Annotated in this window: 20 protein-coding genes; 17 read left to right on the forward strand and 3 right to left on the reverse strand. The window is 30.5% G+C overall.

Annotation, left to right across the window (positions count from 1 at the left end; translation table 11 throughout):
• Window positions 1–81 precede the first annotated feature (81 nt).
• From DW911_RS03605 to DW911_RS03620, 4 genes are all read left to right on the forward strand, one after another.
• Complete coding sequence (locus DW911_RS03605; protein ID WP_118431238.1) at window positions 82–501, forward strand: DUF3592 domain-containing protein; 420 nt, start codon at window positions 82–84, stop codon at window positions 499–501.
• Between the two features lie 114 nt (window positions 502–615).
• Window positions 616–1,230: a pyridoxamine 5'-phosphate oxidase family protein gene (locus DW911_RS03610; RefSeq protein ID WP_118431236.1), complete on the forward strand. Its 615-nt coding sequence runs from the start codon at window positions 616–618 to the stop codon at window positions 1,228–1,230.
• The gene (locus DW911_RS03615; RefSeq protein WP_118431234.1) at window positions 1,223–2,749 is read left to right on the forward strand and encodes an ABC transporter permease/substrate-binding protein; all 1,527 of its coding nucleotides are present in this window, start codon (window positions 1,223–1,225) and stop codon (window positions 2,747–2,749) included. Before DW911_RS03610 ends, DW911_RS03615 begins: the two co-directional genes overlap by 8 nt.
• 1 nt (window position 2,750) lies before the next feature.
• Window positions 2,751–3,545 carry an ATP-binding cassette domain-containing protein gene (locus tag DW911_RS03620; protein WP_118431232.1) on the forward strand — a complete coding sequence of 265 codons (795 nt, stop codon included), beginning with the start codon at window positions 2,751–2,753 and terminating at the stop codon, window positions 3,543–3,545.
• Here the strand turns inward: DW911_RS03620 and DW911_RS03625 are convergent.
• Window positions 3,540–3,866 carry a winged helix-turn-helix transcriptional regulator gene (locus tag DW911_RS03625; RefSeq protein WP_118431230.1) on the reverse strand — a complete coding sequence of 109 codons (327 nt, stop codon included), beginning with the start codon at window positions 3,864–3,866 and terminating at the stop codon, window positions 3,540–3,542. The genes DW911_RS03620 and DW911_RS03625 overlap by 6 nt on opposite strands.
• A 95-nt stretch (window positions 3,867–3,961) precedes the next feature.
• Here DW911_RS03625 and DW911_RS03630 point away from each other — a divergent pair, with 95 nt between their 5' ends.
• From DW911_RS03630 to DW911_RS03685, 12 genes are all read left to right on the forward strand, one after another.
• Window positions 3,962–4,738, forward strand: a complete 777-nt coding sequence (locus DW911_RS03630; RefSeq protein WP_118431228.1) for a protein-ADP-ribose hydrolase — start codon at window positions 3,962–3,964, stop codon at window positions 4,736–4,738.
• A complete protein-coding gene (locus DW911_RS03635) occupies window positions 4,683–5,531 on the forward strand; it encodes an SIR2 family NAD-dependent protein deacylase (protein ID WP_118431227.1) in 849 nt (282 codons plus the stop codon). The genes DW911_RS03630 and DW911_RS03635 overlap by 56 nt, the downstream gene beginning before the upstream one ends.
• Before the next feature lie 64 nt (window positions 5,532–5,595).
• Window positions 5,596–6,285 (forward strand): biotin--[acetyl-CoA-carboxylase] ligase, encoded by a 690-nt coding sequence (locus tag DW911_RS03640; RefSeq protein WP_118607477.1) that lies wholly within the window; start codon window positions 5,596–5,598, stop codon window positions 6,283–6,285.
• 217 nt (window positions 6,286–6,502) lie between these two features.
• Window positions 6,503–7,201, forward strand: coding sequence for a response regulator transcription factor (locus DW911_RS03645; RefSeq protein WP_118431223.1), 699 nt, complete (start codon window positions 6,503–6,505; stop codon window positions 7,199–7,201).
• Between the two features lie 11 nt (window positions 7,202–7,212).
• Entirely contained in the window at window positions 7,213–9,405 is a 2,193-nt protein-coding gene (locus DW911_RS11090) for a sensor histidine kinase (RefSeq protein WP_118431221.1), read from the forward strand.
• Window positions 9,406–9,455: 50 nt separating this feature from the next.
• A complete protein-coding gene (locus tag DW911_RS03655) occupies window positions 9,456–10,151 on the forward strand; it encodes an AzlC family ABC transporter permease (RefSeq protein ID WP_118431219.1) in 696 nt (231 codons plus the stop codon).
• A complete protein-coding gene (locus DW911_RS03660; RefSeq protein WP_118431217.1) occupies window positions 10,144–10,449 on the forward strand; it encodes an AzlD domain-containing protein in 306 nt (101 codons plus the stop codon). The genes DW911_RS03655 and DW911_RS03660 overlap by 8 nt, the downstream gene beginning before the upstream one ends.
• Window positions 10,450–10,465: 16 nt before the next feature.
• Window positions 10,466–11,323 (forward strand): Cof-type HAD-IIB family hydrolase, encoded by an 858-nt coding sequence (locus tag DW911_RS03665; protein WP_118431215.1) that lies wholly within the window; start codon window positions 10,466–10,468, stop codon window positions 11,321–11,323.
• Between the two features lie 89 nt (window positions 11,324–11,412).
• Window positions 11,413–11,844, forward strand: a complete 432-nt coding sequence (locus tag DW911_RS03670) for a MarR family winged helix-turn-helix transcriptional regulator (protein WP_118431213.1) — start codon at window positions 11,413–11,415, stop codon at window positions 11,842–11,844.
• Window positions 11,844–12,620: a sulfite exporter TauE/SafE family protein gene (locus DW911_RS03675; protein WP_118607478.1), complete on the forward strand. Its 777-nt coding sequence runs from the start codon at window positions 11,844–11,846 to the stop codon at window positions 12,618–12,620. Before DW911_RS03670 ends, DW911_RS03675 begins: the two co-directional genes overlap by 1 nt.
• Before the next feature lie 104 nt (window positions 12,621–12,724).
• Entirely contained in the window at window positions 12,725–13,837 is a 1,113-nt protein-coding gene (locus DW911_RS03680; protein ID WP_118607479.1) for a 5-methyltetrahydropteroyltriglutamate--homocysteine S-methyltransferase, read from the forward strand.
• A gap of 147 nt (window positions 13,838–13,984) precedes the next feature.
• The gene (locus DW911_RS03685; protein ID WP_118607480.1) at window positions 13,985–14,989 is read left to right on the forward strand and encodes an aldo/keto reductase; all 1,005 of its coding nucleotides are present in this window, start codon (window positions 13,985–13,987) and stop codon (window positions 14,987–14,989) included.
• Window positions 14,990–15,017: 28 nt separating this feature from the next.
• On the opposite strand, the gene DW911_RS03690 is transcribed toward DW911_RS03685, so the two are convergent.
• Window positions 15,018–15,992 (reverse strand): Gfo/Idh/MocA family protein, encoded by a 975-nt coding sequence (locus DW911_RS03690; RefSeq protein WP_118607481.1) that lies wholly within the window; start codon window positions 15,990–15,992, stop codon window positions 15,018–15,020.
• A 2-nt stretch (window positions 15,993–15,994) separates the two neighbouring features.
• On the reverse strand, window positions 15,995–16,783 hold the full coding sequence (locus tag DW911_RS03695; RefSeq protein ID WP_118431203.1) for a Cof-type HAD-IIB family hydrolase: 789 nt from the start codon (window positions 16,781–16,783) through the stop codon (window positions 15,995–15,997).
• Window positions 16,784–16,922: 139 nt separating this feature from the next.
• On the opposite strand from DW911_RS03695, the gene DW911_RS03700 reads away from it, so the two are divergent.
• The gene (locus DW911_RS03700) at window positions 16,923–17,204 is read left to right on the forward strand and encodes a PTS sugar transporter subunit IIB (RefSeq protein WP_118431201.1); all 282 of its coding nucleotides are present in this window, start codon (window positions 16,923–16,925) and stop codon (window positions 17,202–17,204) included.
• The last annotated feature ends 103 nt before the right edge of the window (window positions 17,205–17,307 follow it).

Genomic DNA, 17,307 nt, shown 5'->3' on the forward strand with positions numbered 1-17,307 from the left:
ATACATTACAATTAAATAGTTATAAAAGGGTAGGTACAATGCCTACCTTTTTTGTTATAATGAACAAAAAAGGGGGAGCATATGATTTTACCATTATTCATTACCGGATTACTATGTATTGTATTTTTATCTATTGGAATTGGTATTGCTATCAATTATAAAAAGAAAATGAAACAATGTACGCAAAGAGTAAGTGGTAAGGTTGTAGATAATATTGCAAGAAGGCAATCATCAATTGATGATCATACATGGGATACTTATTATTATCCAGTTGTCGAATATTACGTGAATGGACAGTATATTAAAAAAGAAATATCTATTGGTACAAGTAAACCAAAGTATGAAGTAGGAACAAGTGTGACGGTACTGGTTCAACCGGATAATGTAAATCATTGTTATATTGAAGGGGACAATGGACAGCGTTGGATTTACAGCATCTTTTTGATAGTTGGTATTATTTTACTTTGTGTATCATTAGTATTAATGAGTACCGTGATTTAATTGTTAAAATTGAGTTCTTTTAGTTTCTTCTAGGTAACCTACGCACAATATTGTGCGTACTTTTTTTATTTTAAAAGAAAAATATAATAAAAAATGAAAAAAGGAGAGTTAATAATGGAAGTAAAAGATTGTTTAAGAATATTAAGAGAAATTAAAGATGTAGCTTTTGCGACAGTAGATGATCAAGGATTACCCCAAATCAGAATGATTGATGTAATGTTAGTTGAAAATGATAAATTATATTTTTGTACGTCACGAGGGAAAGATTTTTATCATCAATTACAAAGTCATCCTCATGTCGCTATTACAGGAATGAATAAAGATTATCAGATGATACGTTTATCAGGAGAAGCATATCAATTAGACGATGCCAAAAAATGGATTGATTTAATCTTTGAACATAACCCTACGATGAATGATGTTTATCCAGGAAAGAGTCGTTATGTTTTAGAACCATTTTGTATTGCACAAGGAGAAGTTGAATTTTTTGATTTAGGAGTTCAACCCATAGAAAGACAAACCTTTGTTATAGGAAGTAAAAAGAAAAAAAGAAAAGGATTTATGATCAGTGAAAAGTGTATAGGCTGTAACCAATGTAAAACATGGTGTCCTCAACAATGTATAGAATCAGGGAACCCCTATGTGATTCAACAAAATCATTGTTTACATTGTGGTTTATGTTATGAAAAATGTCCAGTTCAGGCAATTAGGAGGGAAGAATATGAATAGTTTAATCAGTTTATTTATTAAAAGAAAAGCTTTCTTTTTAAATTTATTATGGCAACATGTGGGTATATCATTTTTTACTGTTATCACTGCTATCATTATTGGTGGGATGATTGGTATTTTTATTAGCGAACATAAAAAACTAGCAAAACCAGTTCTTGGTATCATTAATTTTGTTTACACAATTCCTTCTATTTCCTTATTAGGTTTTTTTATTCCACTATCGGGAATTGGTAATCAAACTGCTGTGATTGTTCTTGTTATTTATGCATTACTCCCTATGGTAAGAAATACTTATACTGGAATTGAACAAGTCGATCCATTAATAGTTGAAGCAGCAACAGGTTTAGGAAGTACCCCAAGACAAGTCCTTACAAAAGTAAAATTACCTCTAGCTTTACCTTTTATGATGGCAGGAATACGTAATATGGCGGTCATGACGATTGCTTTAGCAGGGATTGCATCTTTTATTGGCGCTGGCGGATTAGGAGTAGCTATTTATCGTGGTATCACAACGAATAATGCTACCATGACATTAATTGGTAGTTTGATGATTGCGATATTTGCTTTAGTTGTTGATTTTGTTTTATCAATAATAGAAAAACGAATAAAATCAAAAAAACAACAATCTAAAAAAGGAATCATAGGAATTATTATTTTAGTTTGTTTAGCGTTAATAACACAAATCTTTCATCAAAAACAAGAGGTTTTGCATGTAGCGACTAAACCAATGACAGAGCAATACATCCTAGGTGAAATGTTAGATATCTATATTGAACAAGAAACAAACTTAAAAGTAGAGTTGACTCAAGGAGTAGGTGGGGGAACATCCAATATCGTACCAGCAATGAAAAAAGGTGAATTTGATTTATATCCTGAATATACGGGTACAGGATGGAATGCAGTATTAAAGAAAAATGATATTTATAGTGAAAACTTGTTTAAGCAAATGAATCAAGAATACAAGAAAAAATTAAAGATGGAATGGTTTGGTCAATATGGTTTTAATAATACTTATGGTTTAGCTATAAGAAAAGAAATAAGTGAACAATATCAATTAAAAACTTACTCAGATTTAAGTAAAGTTGCTGATCAGTTGACATTTGGTGGTGAATATGACTTTTTTGAAAGAGAAGATGGTTATGATGCTTTATGTAAGACATATCATATGAATTTTAAAAAGACAGTAGATTTAGATATTGGTTTAAAATATAAAGCTTTAAAACAAGGAAATGTTGATGTCATGACAATCTTTACAACAGATGGACAATTGGCGAATGATCAAATTGTTGTATTGAAAGATGATTTACATTTCTATCCAAGCTATCTATGTGGCAATGTTATTCGTAGTGAAGTATTAAAAAAACATCCGGAATTAAAAAAAGTATTAAAAGACTTATCCAACATTATCAGTGATGATGAAATGGCTTATATGAATCATCAAGTAGAAAGTCAAGGTCAAGAACCTAGAGATGTAGCAAAACGCTATTTAAAAGAAAAGAAATTATTAAAGGAGTCATAAAATGGAAACAATAATTGAATTTCAAGATGTAAAAAAATCATATTTGGAAAAAACAGTTTTAGAACATTTTAATCTTTCTGTTAATGAGGGAGAATTCATCACCATTGTAGGAACATCAGGAAGTGGAAAAACAACAGTTTTAAAGATGATCAATGGACTTATAGAAACAACTCAAGGTCATGTCATCGTTCAAGGAAAAGATTTGAAAGAACATGATTTAATTCAACTTAGAAGACAGATTGGCTATGTTATTCAAGGGAGTTTATTATTTCCTCATATGACTGTAAAACAAAATATTGCCTATGTACCTTCTTTAAGTCAGAAGAATCATGATATAAATGATAAGATTATAGAATGTATGAAAACAGTTCAGTTAGATTTAAATTTACTCAATCGCTATCCTAGTGAATTATCTGGAGGTCAACAACAAAGAGTAGGTATTGCTAGAGCACTGATCAATCGACCTCAAATACTTTTAATGGATGAACCATTTAGTGCTGTTGATGAAATCACAAGAGTACAATTACAAGATGAATTATTAAAGATTTATAAACAGACATCACTTACTATTTTATTTGTTACACATGATATTGAAGAAGCTTTAAAATTAGGTACTCAGGTTTTAGTAATGAATGAAGGAAAAATTGAACAATATGCTTCACCAGATGAAATATTAAAACATCCAGCCACACCATTTGTAGAAAAACTTGTTGATAAACAACGACGTTACTGCTTATTACCGGAAGATAAGCTTCAAGATTGTAAATATTGCGCTCTAACAAAAAAGAACTCATAATGAGTTCTTGTAGTTTTCTCCCCATGAAGCCATAGCATCTAAAATAGGTTTTAAACTATATCCCAAATCAGTTAAAGAATATTCAACACGGGGAGGGACTTCAGGATAAACGGTACGAGTTAAAAGACCACTGGCTTCCATTTGTCTTAATTGACTGGTAAGGACTTTTTGGGAAACATGCCCGATTGATTTCTTTAATTCACCAAATCTTTTTGTTCCAGGAAGTAAATCTCTTAAAATCAAGACTTTCCATTTATCACTAATTAATGTTAATGTTGTTTCTACCGGACATGCAGGTAATTCAATATTTGTTTTTTCCATGTTATCACCTCGAAAGTTTCTAATAGATACTTAGTTTATTATATATACTATAATAATATAAAAAAATAACTTAAACAAGAAAAGAGATGTAAAAGATGAATCAAGATGAAAGAAGACTTTATTTAATTCAAGAATTGTTAAATGAAAGAGTTGAATACCAAGATATCAAAGTCCCTCAAGATAAGCAATCTCAAAAGCTCTTATTAAGAGATCTAATGAATGTACGGTTACCTAAAAAAATACACTTACAGTTTTATCAAGTACAAGATGCTTATTTAAAAGAAGAAATTAAACAAAAAGGAATAACCTATTTAGATGATTTAAAACCTATTCAAGAAGGGATTTATCTATGGAAAGGGGATATGACAACCCTTCAATGTGATGCTATTGTCAATGCAGCAAATAGTCAAATGACAGGCTGTTATATTCCTCATCATCGTTGTATTGATAATTGTATTCACACTTATGCTGGAATGCAATTACGTTATCAATGTAGTCAAATGATGAAAAACCAAGGAAGTGAACCAACGGGTCATGCAAAAATAACCCAAGCCTATAATCTTCCTTGTCGTTATATTATTCATACTGTTGGTCCTATTATTGATCAACAAGTAACCCAACATGATCAAGAATTACTGATATCAAGTTATCAATCGTGTTTACAGCTTGCAGCAACTTATGGATTAGAAAGTATTGCTTTTTGTTGCATTTCTACCGGGGAATTTCATTTTCCTCAAGAATTAGCAGCTGATTTGGCTATTAAGACAGTAAAAGCATTTCTAAAAAAACAAACAAGTATTAAGAAGGTGATTTTTAATGTTTTCAAAGAAGAAGATGAACACATCTATAAACAATATCTTACAAGTGATTGATGAGGCTGACGCTATTATCATTGGTGCTGGGGCGGGACTTTCTTCAGCAGCCGGTTACACTTATGATGGTAAGAGATTTGATAAATATTTTCATGATTTTAAAGAAAAATATGGGATTCAAGATATGTATTCAGGAGGCTTTTATCCTTTTGAAAGTCTAGAGGAATATTGGGCATGGTGGTCAAGACATATTTATTATAATCGTTATCAAGATCATCTAGAACTTTATCAAAAATTACTTAAATTAGTTCAAGATAAAGATTATTTTGTGATTACAACGAATGTTGATCATTGTTTTCAAAAAGCAGGCTTTGATAAGCAAAGATTATTTTACACGCAGGGAGATTATGGCTTATTACAATGTAGCAAACCATGCCATCAAGAAACATATGATAATGAAAAACGAATTAAGCAAATGATAAAAGAACAAAGAGATATGAAAATTCCTACGCATCTTATTCCACATTGTCCTCATTGTGGTAAAGCAATGACAATAAATTTAAGATGTGATGATACTTTTGTAGAAGATCAAGGTTGGCAACAGGCTATGAATCGTTATCTTGATTTTTTAAGAAGACATCAAGGATTAAAGGTTGTTTATCTTGAGTTAGGTGTTGGTTATAATACGCCATCCATTATTAAATATCCTTTTTGGAAAATGGTAGAAAAGAATAAAGAGGCAACCTATATTTGTATTAATCAAGAAACGTATTGTCCTGAGTCAATTAAAAAACAATCCTATTGTTTAAATACTGATATAAAAACATTCTTAGAATCACTCGTACAAGAGTGATTTTTTATACTATTTATCGTAATTTGATTAAATTAAAGTATAATAGAGATAAGAGGGAAAAAAGATGAAACAAATTGTATTAGAAGAAGTAGATTCAACAAATGAATATTTAAAAAGAGAATATCAAAACTTAGATCAACAAGTATCACTTTATGCACATCATCAAACTCATGGTAAAGGAAGAAACGGTCATGTTTGGCAAAGTCAACCCAATGAAAACTTAACAATGAGTTTTTTATATAAAGATTTTAAAAAGATTGAGGACGCTTGGAAAATAACACAGTTGGCAGCGTGCAGTGTTGTTGGCTTACTTGACCGTCATCATATTAAAGCTATGATTAAATGGCCTAATGATATTTATGTAGGTGATCAAAAGATATGTGGTATTCTTACAGAAACAATATTAGATCCTGATTTAAAAGGAGTTATTGTAGGAATAGGTCTTAATGTTAATGGACAAGGACCTTATCTTTCTATGAAACAAGTCACAGGTAAAAGTTATCGAATTCAACAATTAGCGATAGGTTTACAAACATTTATGAATATTTATTATAATCTTTATCAAACAAATCAGTTTGATAAGGTTTTAGAATACGCTAATAATATTTCTTATTTAAAAGATAAAGAAGTCAATTATTTGGAGTATGGTCCAGTTACTTTTACAAAGTTAAATGATGATGGAACAGTTACTTTTGTTGATCAAAAGGGGCAATATTATCATCAAATTATTAATGAAATATCATTACATCAATAAAGCATATCTTGAAGATCTGCTTTTTCTTTAGAAATTCTTAAGAAAGATAAAAAGTAAAAATTTATTTTTATTCTTTATACTCATAGGTGTAAGGGGTGAGGATAGTGAAAAGTCTATTTGAAATCAATGAATTGGTTTTATTTAGTTATTTATTTATAGGTTATATGGGAGTATGTCTCATTGTTTTATCAATGATGATTAGATAAGGGAGAAGATTATGGAAAAGTATCATGTATTAGTTGTAGAAGATGACCATGAAATTGCTCATGCGATATCAATTTATCTTAAAAATCAAGGTTATGATGTTTTTATTGGTCATGATGGTCTAGAGGGATTAGACATCATTAATCGAGAAGTGATTCACTTGGCGATAGTAGATATTATGATGCCAAGAATGGATGGGTTAACCATGGTTACCAAATTAAGAGAAAAATATGATTTTCCTGTTATCTTCTTATCAGCTAAATCAGAGGATATGGATAAAATTATGGGCTTAAATATTGGTGGCGATGATTATGTAACCAAACCATTTGTACCAATGGAATTGATTGCCCGGGTTCATTCACATTTAAGACGTTATAGTCGATATTTAGATGCGACATTACCTAAAGAAAGCAGTCATGTTTGTATTTGTGGTGGGTTAGAATTGAATGATGAAACAAAGACAGTAAGTGTAGATGGAAAACCGGTTAAAGTCACACCTATTGAATTTAAAATTCTAGAACTACTGATGAAAAATGCAGGCAAAGTCTTTTCAGCAGATGATATTTATGAACGGGTATGGAATGAAAAGGCAGTGAATAGTGAGACGGTGATGGTCCATGTACGTAACCTAAGAGAAAAAATAGAACTCGACCCTAAAAATCCTCAATACCTTAAAGTTGTTTGGGGTGTTGGTTATAAAATTGAAAAATAGTAGGTGAGAAAATGAAAAAGAAAAAGTGGCTTATTCATAGTTTGATGATGATTTTGTTAGTTGTCGCTTCTGTTATAACTTATCTAAGTTATGGGACAAATACTTTTAATACGAATGAAAAATTAAATTTTGATGATGATCGTGATACGATTACCAATATTTTAGTTAAAAAAAGTGTATTATTAGATGCTCAATTACAAAGACGTAAAGGAAATTATGATCTCTATCATTATTATGTAAATGGTGATAATGTAGATAGTTTAAAAGACCAATATAATGATAATCTGCAAGAAGTATTTAATGATAGTCTACTTAATATGGAAGATCAGGATAATTATTTTAGTAAAGGATTTTGTTATTATGCATATGATATGCAAGATAACAAGAGATGTCTTACAAATACGAAGTCAAATTTAAAAGATTTATTTACAAATTCTAAGAGTAAATTATTAAAGAAATATCAATGGTATATGGTTTTAACATTTAATCAGGATGGAAATATTCAGGTTGATGGAAATAATAAAGATGGTTGGGGTAATAAGTTTTATAATACATCTTTTGATGAACTTTTTAAAAATGATTATTTAAGTGATGAAGATAATCAATTTCTTAATCAATTTCATATGAAAAACCCAACGAACATGAAAGTTGTTTTTGCAATTCCTAATAAAGTTTCTTCTAATACTTTTTTAGCTCAAAATTATTTAAAAGGACAATCTATATCACAAACATTATTTACTTATGTCATCATATTTGTAATCCTTATTATAATCATGATGTTATTTATGCCGGTAAAAGAATTATTAGAATTAGAACCATTTAAAACAGTAGTGAAAGCTAAACTTATTTTTACTTTCCTTATTTATTTAATTGTTGTAGCGATATGGATTACAATGATGACAGGTGTTTTACAAACAACCTGGCAAGGAGATTTTGCTTATATTGTAAGACAAAAAGGACTGGCTGGTGCTGGGGTTTTACTAGAACCATTAGTCAATATCGGTGGTTGGTTTGTATTCTATGCGATGGTGATGTATTTTATCTTTTATATCAAGATGATCATTGTAGGTGGAGTTAAGTCCTTTATTAAGGAACACACATTAGCTTATAGTTTATATTATCATTTTAAAACAAAGGTTTATCATTTGACGGATACGCAATTAGAAAAAGGATTAACTCAAAATATTAAAAAGATGGGACTTATGAGTGGATGCTTTATTGAAGGACTATTCTTGTTTGCTGGATTAGTCATGGATGTTTTTTATCGCTATTCTTTCTCATTTAGATATTACTTTTGGTTGACGCTTATTTTATCAATAGGATCAGGTATCGTTGTTGTTATCATTGCTAAAAAATTATCATCAAAGGTTTTACATGATTATCAACAGTTATTAGATTCTACTCATCAGTTATCTAAAGGAGAATTTAATAATAAAATAGAACAAGATTTAGGTTTATTTAATACATTAAAAGATGAATTTAATTGTATTAATGATGGATTTAAAGATGCCGTAAGTAAAGAAGTAGCCTCCCAAAAGATGAAAACTGAACTCATAAGTAATGTTTCTCATGATTTAAAAACACCACTTACTTCCATTATTTCTTATGTTGATTTATTAAAAGATGATAACTTAACTCAAGATCAACAAAAAGAATATATTCAAGTATTAGATCATAACGCTAAAAGACTTAAAACTTTAATAGAAGATTTATTTGAAGTGAGTAAAGTCAATAGTGGTAATGTTAAATTAGATCTTGTTGATCTTGATTTCCATGCTTTAGTTCAACAGGTTGTCTTTGAATATCAAGATTCGTTTTCTAAACAACAATTACAAATCAAAGAAAACTATCCAGATCATAAAGTCATCTGTCATTTAGACAGTGCTAAAACTTATCGGGTGTTAGAAAACTTATGTCAAAACATTTGTAAGTATGCGTTAGATCATACAAGAGTTTATATTGATATGGTAGAAGATGAACGTTATGTAAAACTCACTATTAAAAACATATCTGCTAGAGAGATTCATGGTGATCCTCAAGTGTTAACGGATCGTTTTGTTCAAGGTGATGAATCACGAAAAATGGAAGGATCTGGGTTAGGACTCGCTATTGTTAAAAGCTTTGTAGAAGTCCAAGATGGAAGTTTTAAGTTAAGTGTAGATGGCGATTTATTTAAAACAGATATCACTTTTTTAAAGAAATAAGATGTAAAAACAGTGGATAATACCACTGTTTTTGTTATAATAGGGATGTTATGGAAGAAATAAGAAGAGGAATGAAAAATGGAATACCAATAGCGTTAGGTTACTTATCAGTATCATTTTCTTTTGGAGCAATTGCGGTATCAATGGGCTTTTATTGGTGGCAAGCTGTATTAATCTCATTATGTAATTTGACTTCAGCAGGACAATTTGCCTCATTAGGAATTATGACGGGACAAGGAAGCTTTATTGAAATGGCGATTGTTCAGTTAACAGTTAATATCCGTTATGCTTTTATGTCGTTGTCTTTATCACAAAAAGTAGATGATCGTTTTAAAGGTATCTTTAAATGGTTATTAAGTTTCTTTATTACGGATGAAATCTTTGCGGTATCGATGCTGGAAGAAAGTGTAAGTAAGGCTTATTTTTTTGGATTAGCTTTTGCTGGGGCGAGTGCTTGGATTATTGGGACCACATCAGGAGCTATATTGGGAACAATTGTTCCTACCATTGTCCATCATGCTTTAGGTATTGCTTTATATGCCATGTTTATCGCTATTATTATTCCTGGTATGAAAAAACATCATCATATGATTAAGATTGTTTTATTAGCGATTATTTTAAGAGTAGGTTTTTATTATTTACCTATTTTAAATCAATTATCAAGTGGTTTTGCGATGACAATCAGTGCTTTAGTGAGTGCATTAGTAGGAGCCATTATCTATCCAACGGAGGAAATACATGAATAAAAACTTTTTTATCTATTTACTGATTATGTCAGTTATTACCTATGCTATCCGTGCTATTCCCCTTGTTTTCATTAATAAAAAGATAACCAATAAAACAGTTCAATCATTTTTAGACTACATACCTTATACCGTACTGGCAGCGATGACTTTTCCTGATATTTTTTATTCAACGGGTAATCTTATTTCAGGAATTGTAGCGACAATCATTATCCTATATGCTTCATATAAGGAACTGAGTTTAATTCAAGTTGCTTGTATCGGTTGTGGTGTCGTGGCATTAATAGAAATCATTTTATAATAAAGAGGGATCAATTATGATAAAATTAATTATGACCGATATGGATGGTACATTGCTTTCTAGTGATAGTAGTATATGCCAAAGAAACTTAGACGCTATTGATTACGCTAGAAGTCAAGGTGCCTTGTTTGGTATAGCAACAGGGCGTGACTGGGCTTCAATGAAAGAAGCAACCGATATTTATCATTTAAAAGCTGATTATATGGTGCTAGGAAATGGGGCCCAATTTGTAGATCAAAATGGCCATGTATTAATGTCGGCTTATCTCGATAAAGAACACTTCTTACCAATTACTGATATATTTGATCAACTACATTTACCCTATATTGTTTTTACGACAAAAGGCTACTATGCTTTAGATCCAGAATATTCTAAAAACTGTTTTATTGAAAGAACATGCCAACATTTACATGTACCTTATGAAGACTTTACTCCTCAAGGAAAAAGAAAAGATAGTCCTTGTATGAATTTAAAACCGATGGTTTCTAAAGAACAATTTCTAAAAGAAGATTTAGATATTATTAAAGTGGAATCATATTCGTTAGATGTTGATTTAATTAAAGAAGCTAAAAAACAATTAGCTTCATTATCAGGAATTGCTTATTTATCTTCATTTGAAGATAATGTTGAAGTAACGCATCAAAAGGCACAAAAAGGTTTAATTTTAGAAAAAGCAATTCAACTATTAGGAATTAAAAAAGAAGAAGTCATTGTTTTAGGTGATGGTCTTAATGATGGGACGATGTTTGATATTTTCCCTTATTCTTATGCGCCTAGTAATGCGGATGATGAAATCAAGAATAAGGCATATAAAATAGGTTGTCATCACGACCAAGGTATTTTAGGTGAAGCAATAGATGATTTAATGAAGTAGGTGGGTAACCACCTTTTTTTATTTGACAAAAGAAGTGATAAAGAATTATAATTGTTCAAAAACGAACTATTCAAAAAGGAAGAGATAAGATGAATAAAGGGTTAGAATTTGCTAGAAAGATAGATCTTGTTTATCATCAACAATGTAAATCAATATGCAAAGAATTAAATTTACCACAAACTGCATTTGATATTTTAATGTTTTTAGGGAATCATCCAGAATATAAAAGTGCACGAGATATTGTAGAAATCAGGAAAATTAAAGCTAATTTAGTTTCAGTTAATGTAGATAAATTAGTCAATGAAGGTTATTTAAAAAGATTGGCTATACCGGGAGATCGTAGAAAAATTAAACTTGTTTGCAGTGAAAAAGCCAAGCTAGTTATCAAAAAAGGACAACAGTTTCAAAAGCAATTCTTTCAAACAATGTGGCAAGGTATTGATGCAAAACAACAAGCATTATTTAATGAAATCTTACAAATGATAGAAAAGAATTTAGATGAATTAAAGGAGGCTAAATGATGAATATAGTTAATGTTTTAATAGTGACTTTTTTTGCAGGAATGGGAGCTGGACTAGGAACGGGATTTGCTGGGATGTCGGCGGCGGCTGTTATTAGTCCGATGTTAATTGCATTTTTGAATATGGATCCTTATATGGCAGTAGGCATAGCTTTATCATCAGATGTTTTAGCTAGTGCCATTTCTGCTTATACTTATGGTAAAAATAAAAATCTAGATATTAAAAATGGATTATTAATGATGGTGAGTGTTTTATTGTTTACTGTTGTAGGAAGTTATGTAGCCAGTTTACTTCCTTCAACAACGATGGGAAACTTTTCGGTCTTTATGACATTTTTACTTGGAATTAAGTTTATTGTCAAACCGGTTATGACAACAAAAGAAACAATGAACAATGTTGATTCTAAAAAAAGAGCCAAACAATCTATTTTATGCGGGATGATGATTGGGTTCATTTGTGGTTTTATTGGAGCTGGTGGTGGCATGATGATGCTCCTTATTTTAACGACTGTCATGGGATATGAATTAAAAACGGCTGTAGGAACAAGTGTTTTTATTATGACTTTTACTGCTTTAACTGGTGCTGTTTCTCACTTTATGATTGGTGGTATGCCGGATATAACAGTATGGATATTATGTATTATCTTTACTCTTATATGGGCAAGAATTGCAGCCTTGTTCGCTAATAAAGCAACGCCAGAAACGCTAAATCGTGCTACAGGGGTCGTCCTTGTTGTCCTTGGAATGGCGATTTTTATCTTCTCTTTGTTGAAATAGATATAGTTTCTAACTATAGATAAGTGAATAATATTTATATTATACGTTTATTATCTCTTCGTTTATACTTTATGAATATAAAGTATAAATGAGGAGATTTTTAAATGAAAGCACCATATAAATATGATATTGTCGGAAGCTTTTTACGTAATGCAGAAATTAAAAATGCAAGAAGTGAATTTGCTAGAGGGAATATCACACAAGAAGAATTAGAAAAAGTAGAAAATCAAAGTATTGAAAAATTAGTGGATAATGAAAGAAAAGCAGGATTAAAAGCGGTAACTGATGGTGAATATCGTCGTGCTTTTTGGCATTTAGATTTTTTATGGGGATTACAAGGTGTAGAACGTGTATCAGTTGATCATTTTTCTATTGCTTTTAAGGGACATCAACCTAAAAGTCAAACATTAAAAATTGTTGATAAAATTGATTTCCCTCAAGATCATCCATTTTTAAAACACTTTAGATTTATGCAATCAATAGTTCAAGATAGTGAAGTTAAACAATGTATTCCTTCACCATCTATGTTGCATTTGATTTGTTGTGTGAGAGAAGAAAACTATCAACCAATTGAACGTTATCAAAATGAAGATGATTTATATCGTGATATTGCTTTAGCGTATCAAAAAGCAATTATTTCTTTTTATAATGCAGGATGTCGTTACTTACAATTAGATGATACTTCATGGGGAGAATTCTGTTCAAAAGAAAAAAGAGAAGCTTACAAAGCAAGAGGGATTGATGTTGATGAAATCGCTAAAAAATATGTTGATATGATTAACTTAGCGTTAGAAGTCAAACCTGATGATATGGTCATTACAATGCATATTTGTAGAGGTAACTTTAGATCAACATGGTTTACTTCTGGGGGATATGAACCGGTGGCAAAAACACTATTTGGTGGATGTCATGTGGACGGTTTCTTCTTAGAATATGATAGTGAACGTGCTGGAGGTTTTGAACCATTACGCTATATCAAAGATCAAAAAGTTGTCTTAGGTTTAGTCACTTCTAAAGAAGCAACATTAGAAAATAAAGAAGATATTATTGCTAGAATTCATGAAGCAGCTAAATATGTACCTTTACAACAATTAGCTTTATCACCACAATGTGGTTTTGCTTCAACTGAAGAGGGAAACCTTCTTACTGATGAAGAACAATGGGCTAAAATTAAATTAGTCAAAGAAATTGCTGAAGAAGTTTGGGGAAAAAATTAAAACAATAAAAAGCTATTCTTTATGGAATAGTTTTTTTATAATGTTTAATTGACTTTATTCGTTGACTCAAGTCATTGAAATAGGTATATTAAAATTAGAGATAAATTATAAAAAGCATTAATGATTGATGGAAAGGAAATGATAAAAATGGAATCACGTTATTTAGGTAATATAAAGGTATCATCAATAGGAATGGGATGTATGGCATTTTCACACGGTTATGGTCAAATCCCTTCAAGACAATACGCTATTGAGGCAATTCAACAAGCCTATAAGCATGGTTGTACTTTTTTTGATACAGCAGAAGGTTATGGAAATGTTTTATACTATGAACATCATAATGAAGAAATCGTAGGGGAAGCTTTAAAAGATGTAAGGAATCAAGTTGTCATAGCGACTAAATTAAAGATTCATGATGATGAAGTCAATGAAGATATGTATGAGGTATGTAAAAGACATTTAAAAGCTTCATTGAAAGCATTACAAACAGATTATGTAGATCTTTATTATTTACATCGTGTTAATTTACAGGTTCCTATTGAAAAAGTAGCCAAAGCTATGGGTAAATTGATTGATGAAGGATTGATTCGTGGTTGGGGTTTATCACAAGTAGATAAAAAATTATTAAAAAAAGCACATGAAATTACACCTGTATCGGCAGTACAAAATTTATATAATATGTTGGAAAGAGATTGTGAAGAGGAAGTTATACCTTATTGTTTAAAACACAATATTGGCTTGGTTCCTTTTTCACCTATTGCTTCAGGCTTTTTATCAGGAAAGGTAATATCGACTTCACAGTTTGAAAAAGTAGATGATGTTCGGGTATTTGTTCCTCAATTAAAAAATGAAAATATCAAAGCTAATCAGCCTGTTATTGATTTATTAAACGAATACGCTAAAAAGAAACATGCTACTAATGCCCAAATTTCTTTAGCTTGGATGTTGAAAAAATATCCTCATGTTGTACCTATTCTAGGTTCTAAAAATAAAGAAAGAATTATTGAAAATTTGGATGCTTGTCAAGTTGAATTATTTGATGAAGAATTTAAAAAATTAGAAGAATCACTTAATCATATTGAATGTCATGGTCATCGTGGTATTGTTGAATATCAAGGTGGTTCAATGAAAGATTGGGGTCAAAATAAATAAGAACTTGTCTTACGACAAGTTCTTTTTATTATTCAAAAGGATAAGTCATACCCCATTGACAACGAATAGCACTAAGTAATGAAGAAACATCACGACTTAATTGTAATACATCTTCACCGGTATGGTTGATAACATCTGTTTCCATATCAATGACTTCATATTGTAAAGCTTTTTGACTATCGCCAGTTTCAATAATTTCTTGATGTCCATCGATTGTATAAGTGATTGTTGCTTTACTGGCACGAGGATAAACATTGACTTCAACAAAACCTTCTTCACCGGCAATGACACCACGTTTAGGCTGTTTAGCACGCATTGTAAGAGCCATCACAACCATTTGCCCATCTTGATTTTTCATGATAATACCAGATTGTTCATCAACACCGGTTTCAAAATAGTCCACAGTAGTTAAAACAGTATTTGGTTTAGATGATAAGAAATAGCGTGCAAAGGAAGTAGCATAAACACCGATATCTAATAAAGCACCACCGGCTAGTTCTTTAGAAAAGAAACGATTATTCACATCATATTCTTTACATGAACCAAAGTTAACTTGAATCATTTTGACTTTACCAATAGCACCATCATCAATAATTTCCTTTAATTTTTTATAAAGTGGCATATGATAAATCGTCATTGCTTCTTGAATAACGACATGATGTTCTTTAGCAAGAACAACTAATTCTTCTAATTGACGATCATTTACAGTAATGGCTTTTTCACATAAGATATGTTTATTAGCTAAAATAGCTTTTTTCATAATGTCATAGTGGCTATTATGAGGTGAAGCAATATAAACAATATCAATATTTTCATCAGCTAATAAATCATCTACTGTAGCATAAGCATTTCTTATTTTATACTTCATAGCAAAATCTAATGCTTTTTCCATGCTGTTATGATGAGATGCGGCATAGATCTCATGATTCATATCTAACATTGATTGTGCCATTTCATGAGCGATGGTACCACAACCGATTATTCCCCAATTTAATTTTTCCATTTTTATTCTCCTGTTAAATGAAAGTGATTTAAGGCATAAGCTAAACCATCTTCCTCAATATCTTTTGTTATAAAATAAGCAATATCTTTCATTGCTTGATCGCCATTAGCCATGACGATAGAATGTTTAACATAACGTAACATGGATTCATCATTATAAGAATCACCAAAAACATAACAATCATCTAAATGGCTATGAAAATAATCAACAAGAAATTGAATTCCTGTAGCTTTAGAGTGTCCTTGAGGGACAATTTCTAACATTTCATGAGATCTTTCTATAATATCAAAATCTTGTAAGATGTTTTTTCTAAAATCATTGATGTTATGATCAAACCATACAGCAAATTTATCAAATTGAAGGTATGGATGATTCATGTCATAGACAGGAAAGTTTCTTTGTAGATAACGTTCTTTCATTTCTTTTAAATCATTGTTTTTAATGTTTTGATTAAAATAGACACCATCATAAGATTCTAAAACACCATCTATTTTATTTTCTTTAATAAGATGAGCAATTTCATAGCAACGTTCTGATTTTAAGGTATGGTGATATAAAACTTGATCATGATAAGTAATATAAGTACCACATCCACATATATAACCATCTATAGGAAGATCTTGAATACATTGATCAATAGTAGAAATGGGTCTACCTGTATTAATAAAAATGAGATGTCCTTGTTTTTTTACTTTTTCTAATGCTTGAATAGCACTGGATGGAATTGTATGTGTTTTTTCGCTTAATAATGTTCCATCAATATCAAAAAATAATATTTTCCTTTTTTGCATACTTTAAACTCCTTATGACCAATATTATAATAGAAAAAATCAATTTATGTCATTTTTTCTATACTCGAAAACAATAATTGAAGATTATTATGATAAATTGTGTTATTCTATAAAAAAGTAGAAGTTAGGAGGATGAAAAATGAGGATTACTTTATTAAGTAAGCCAGGTTTTTCTGGAAGTATGCTTGTAAAAAAAATCGAAGAGGCAGCGAAAAGCCGATATTTAGATATAGAAGTCAATCTTAATCAAAAGATGGATGAAGCAGATGTGGTGTTACTCACACCACAACGAGAAGGTGATTTAGAAGGTATTAAAACAGTAGTAAAAGTACCGGTAGGAGTCATTTCATTAAGAGATTTTGGTTTATTAAATGGTGATGGTATTTTAAAATACGCAACTCAATTAATAGATACGAAATAGGAGGAAAAGGACAAAGTCCTTTTTTTTTATGTTCAAACTAAATTGAGTGAATATTATCACAAGAATGTCTAGAGGTCATTGTTTTTTAAGGCATTTAACGATA

This window comes from Erysipelatoclostridium sp. AM42-17 (assembly GCF_003480255.1).
Lineage (GTDB): Bacteria > Bacillota_I > Bacilli_A > Erysipelotrichales > Coprobacillaceae > Faecalibacillus.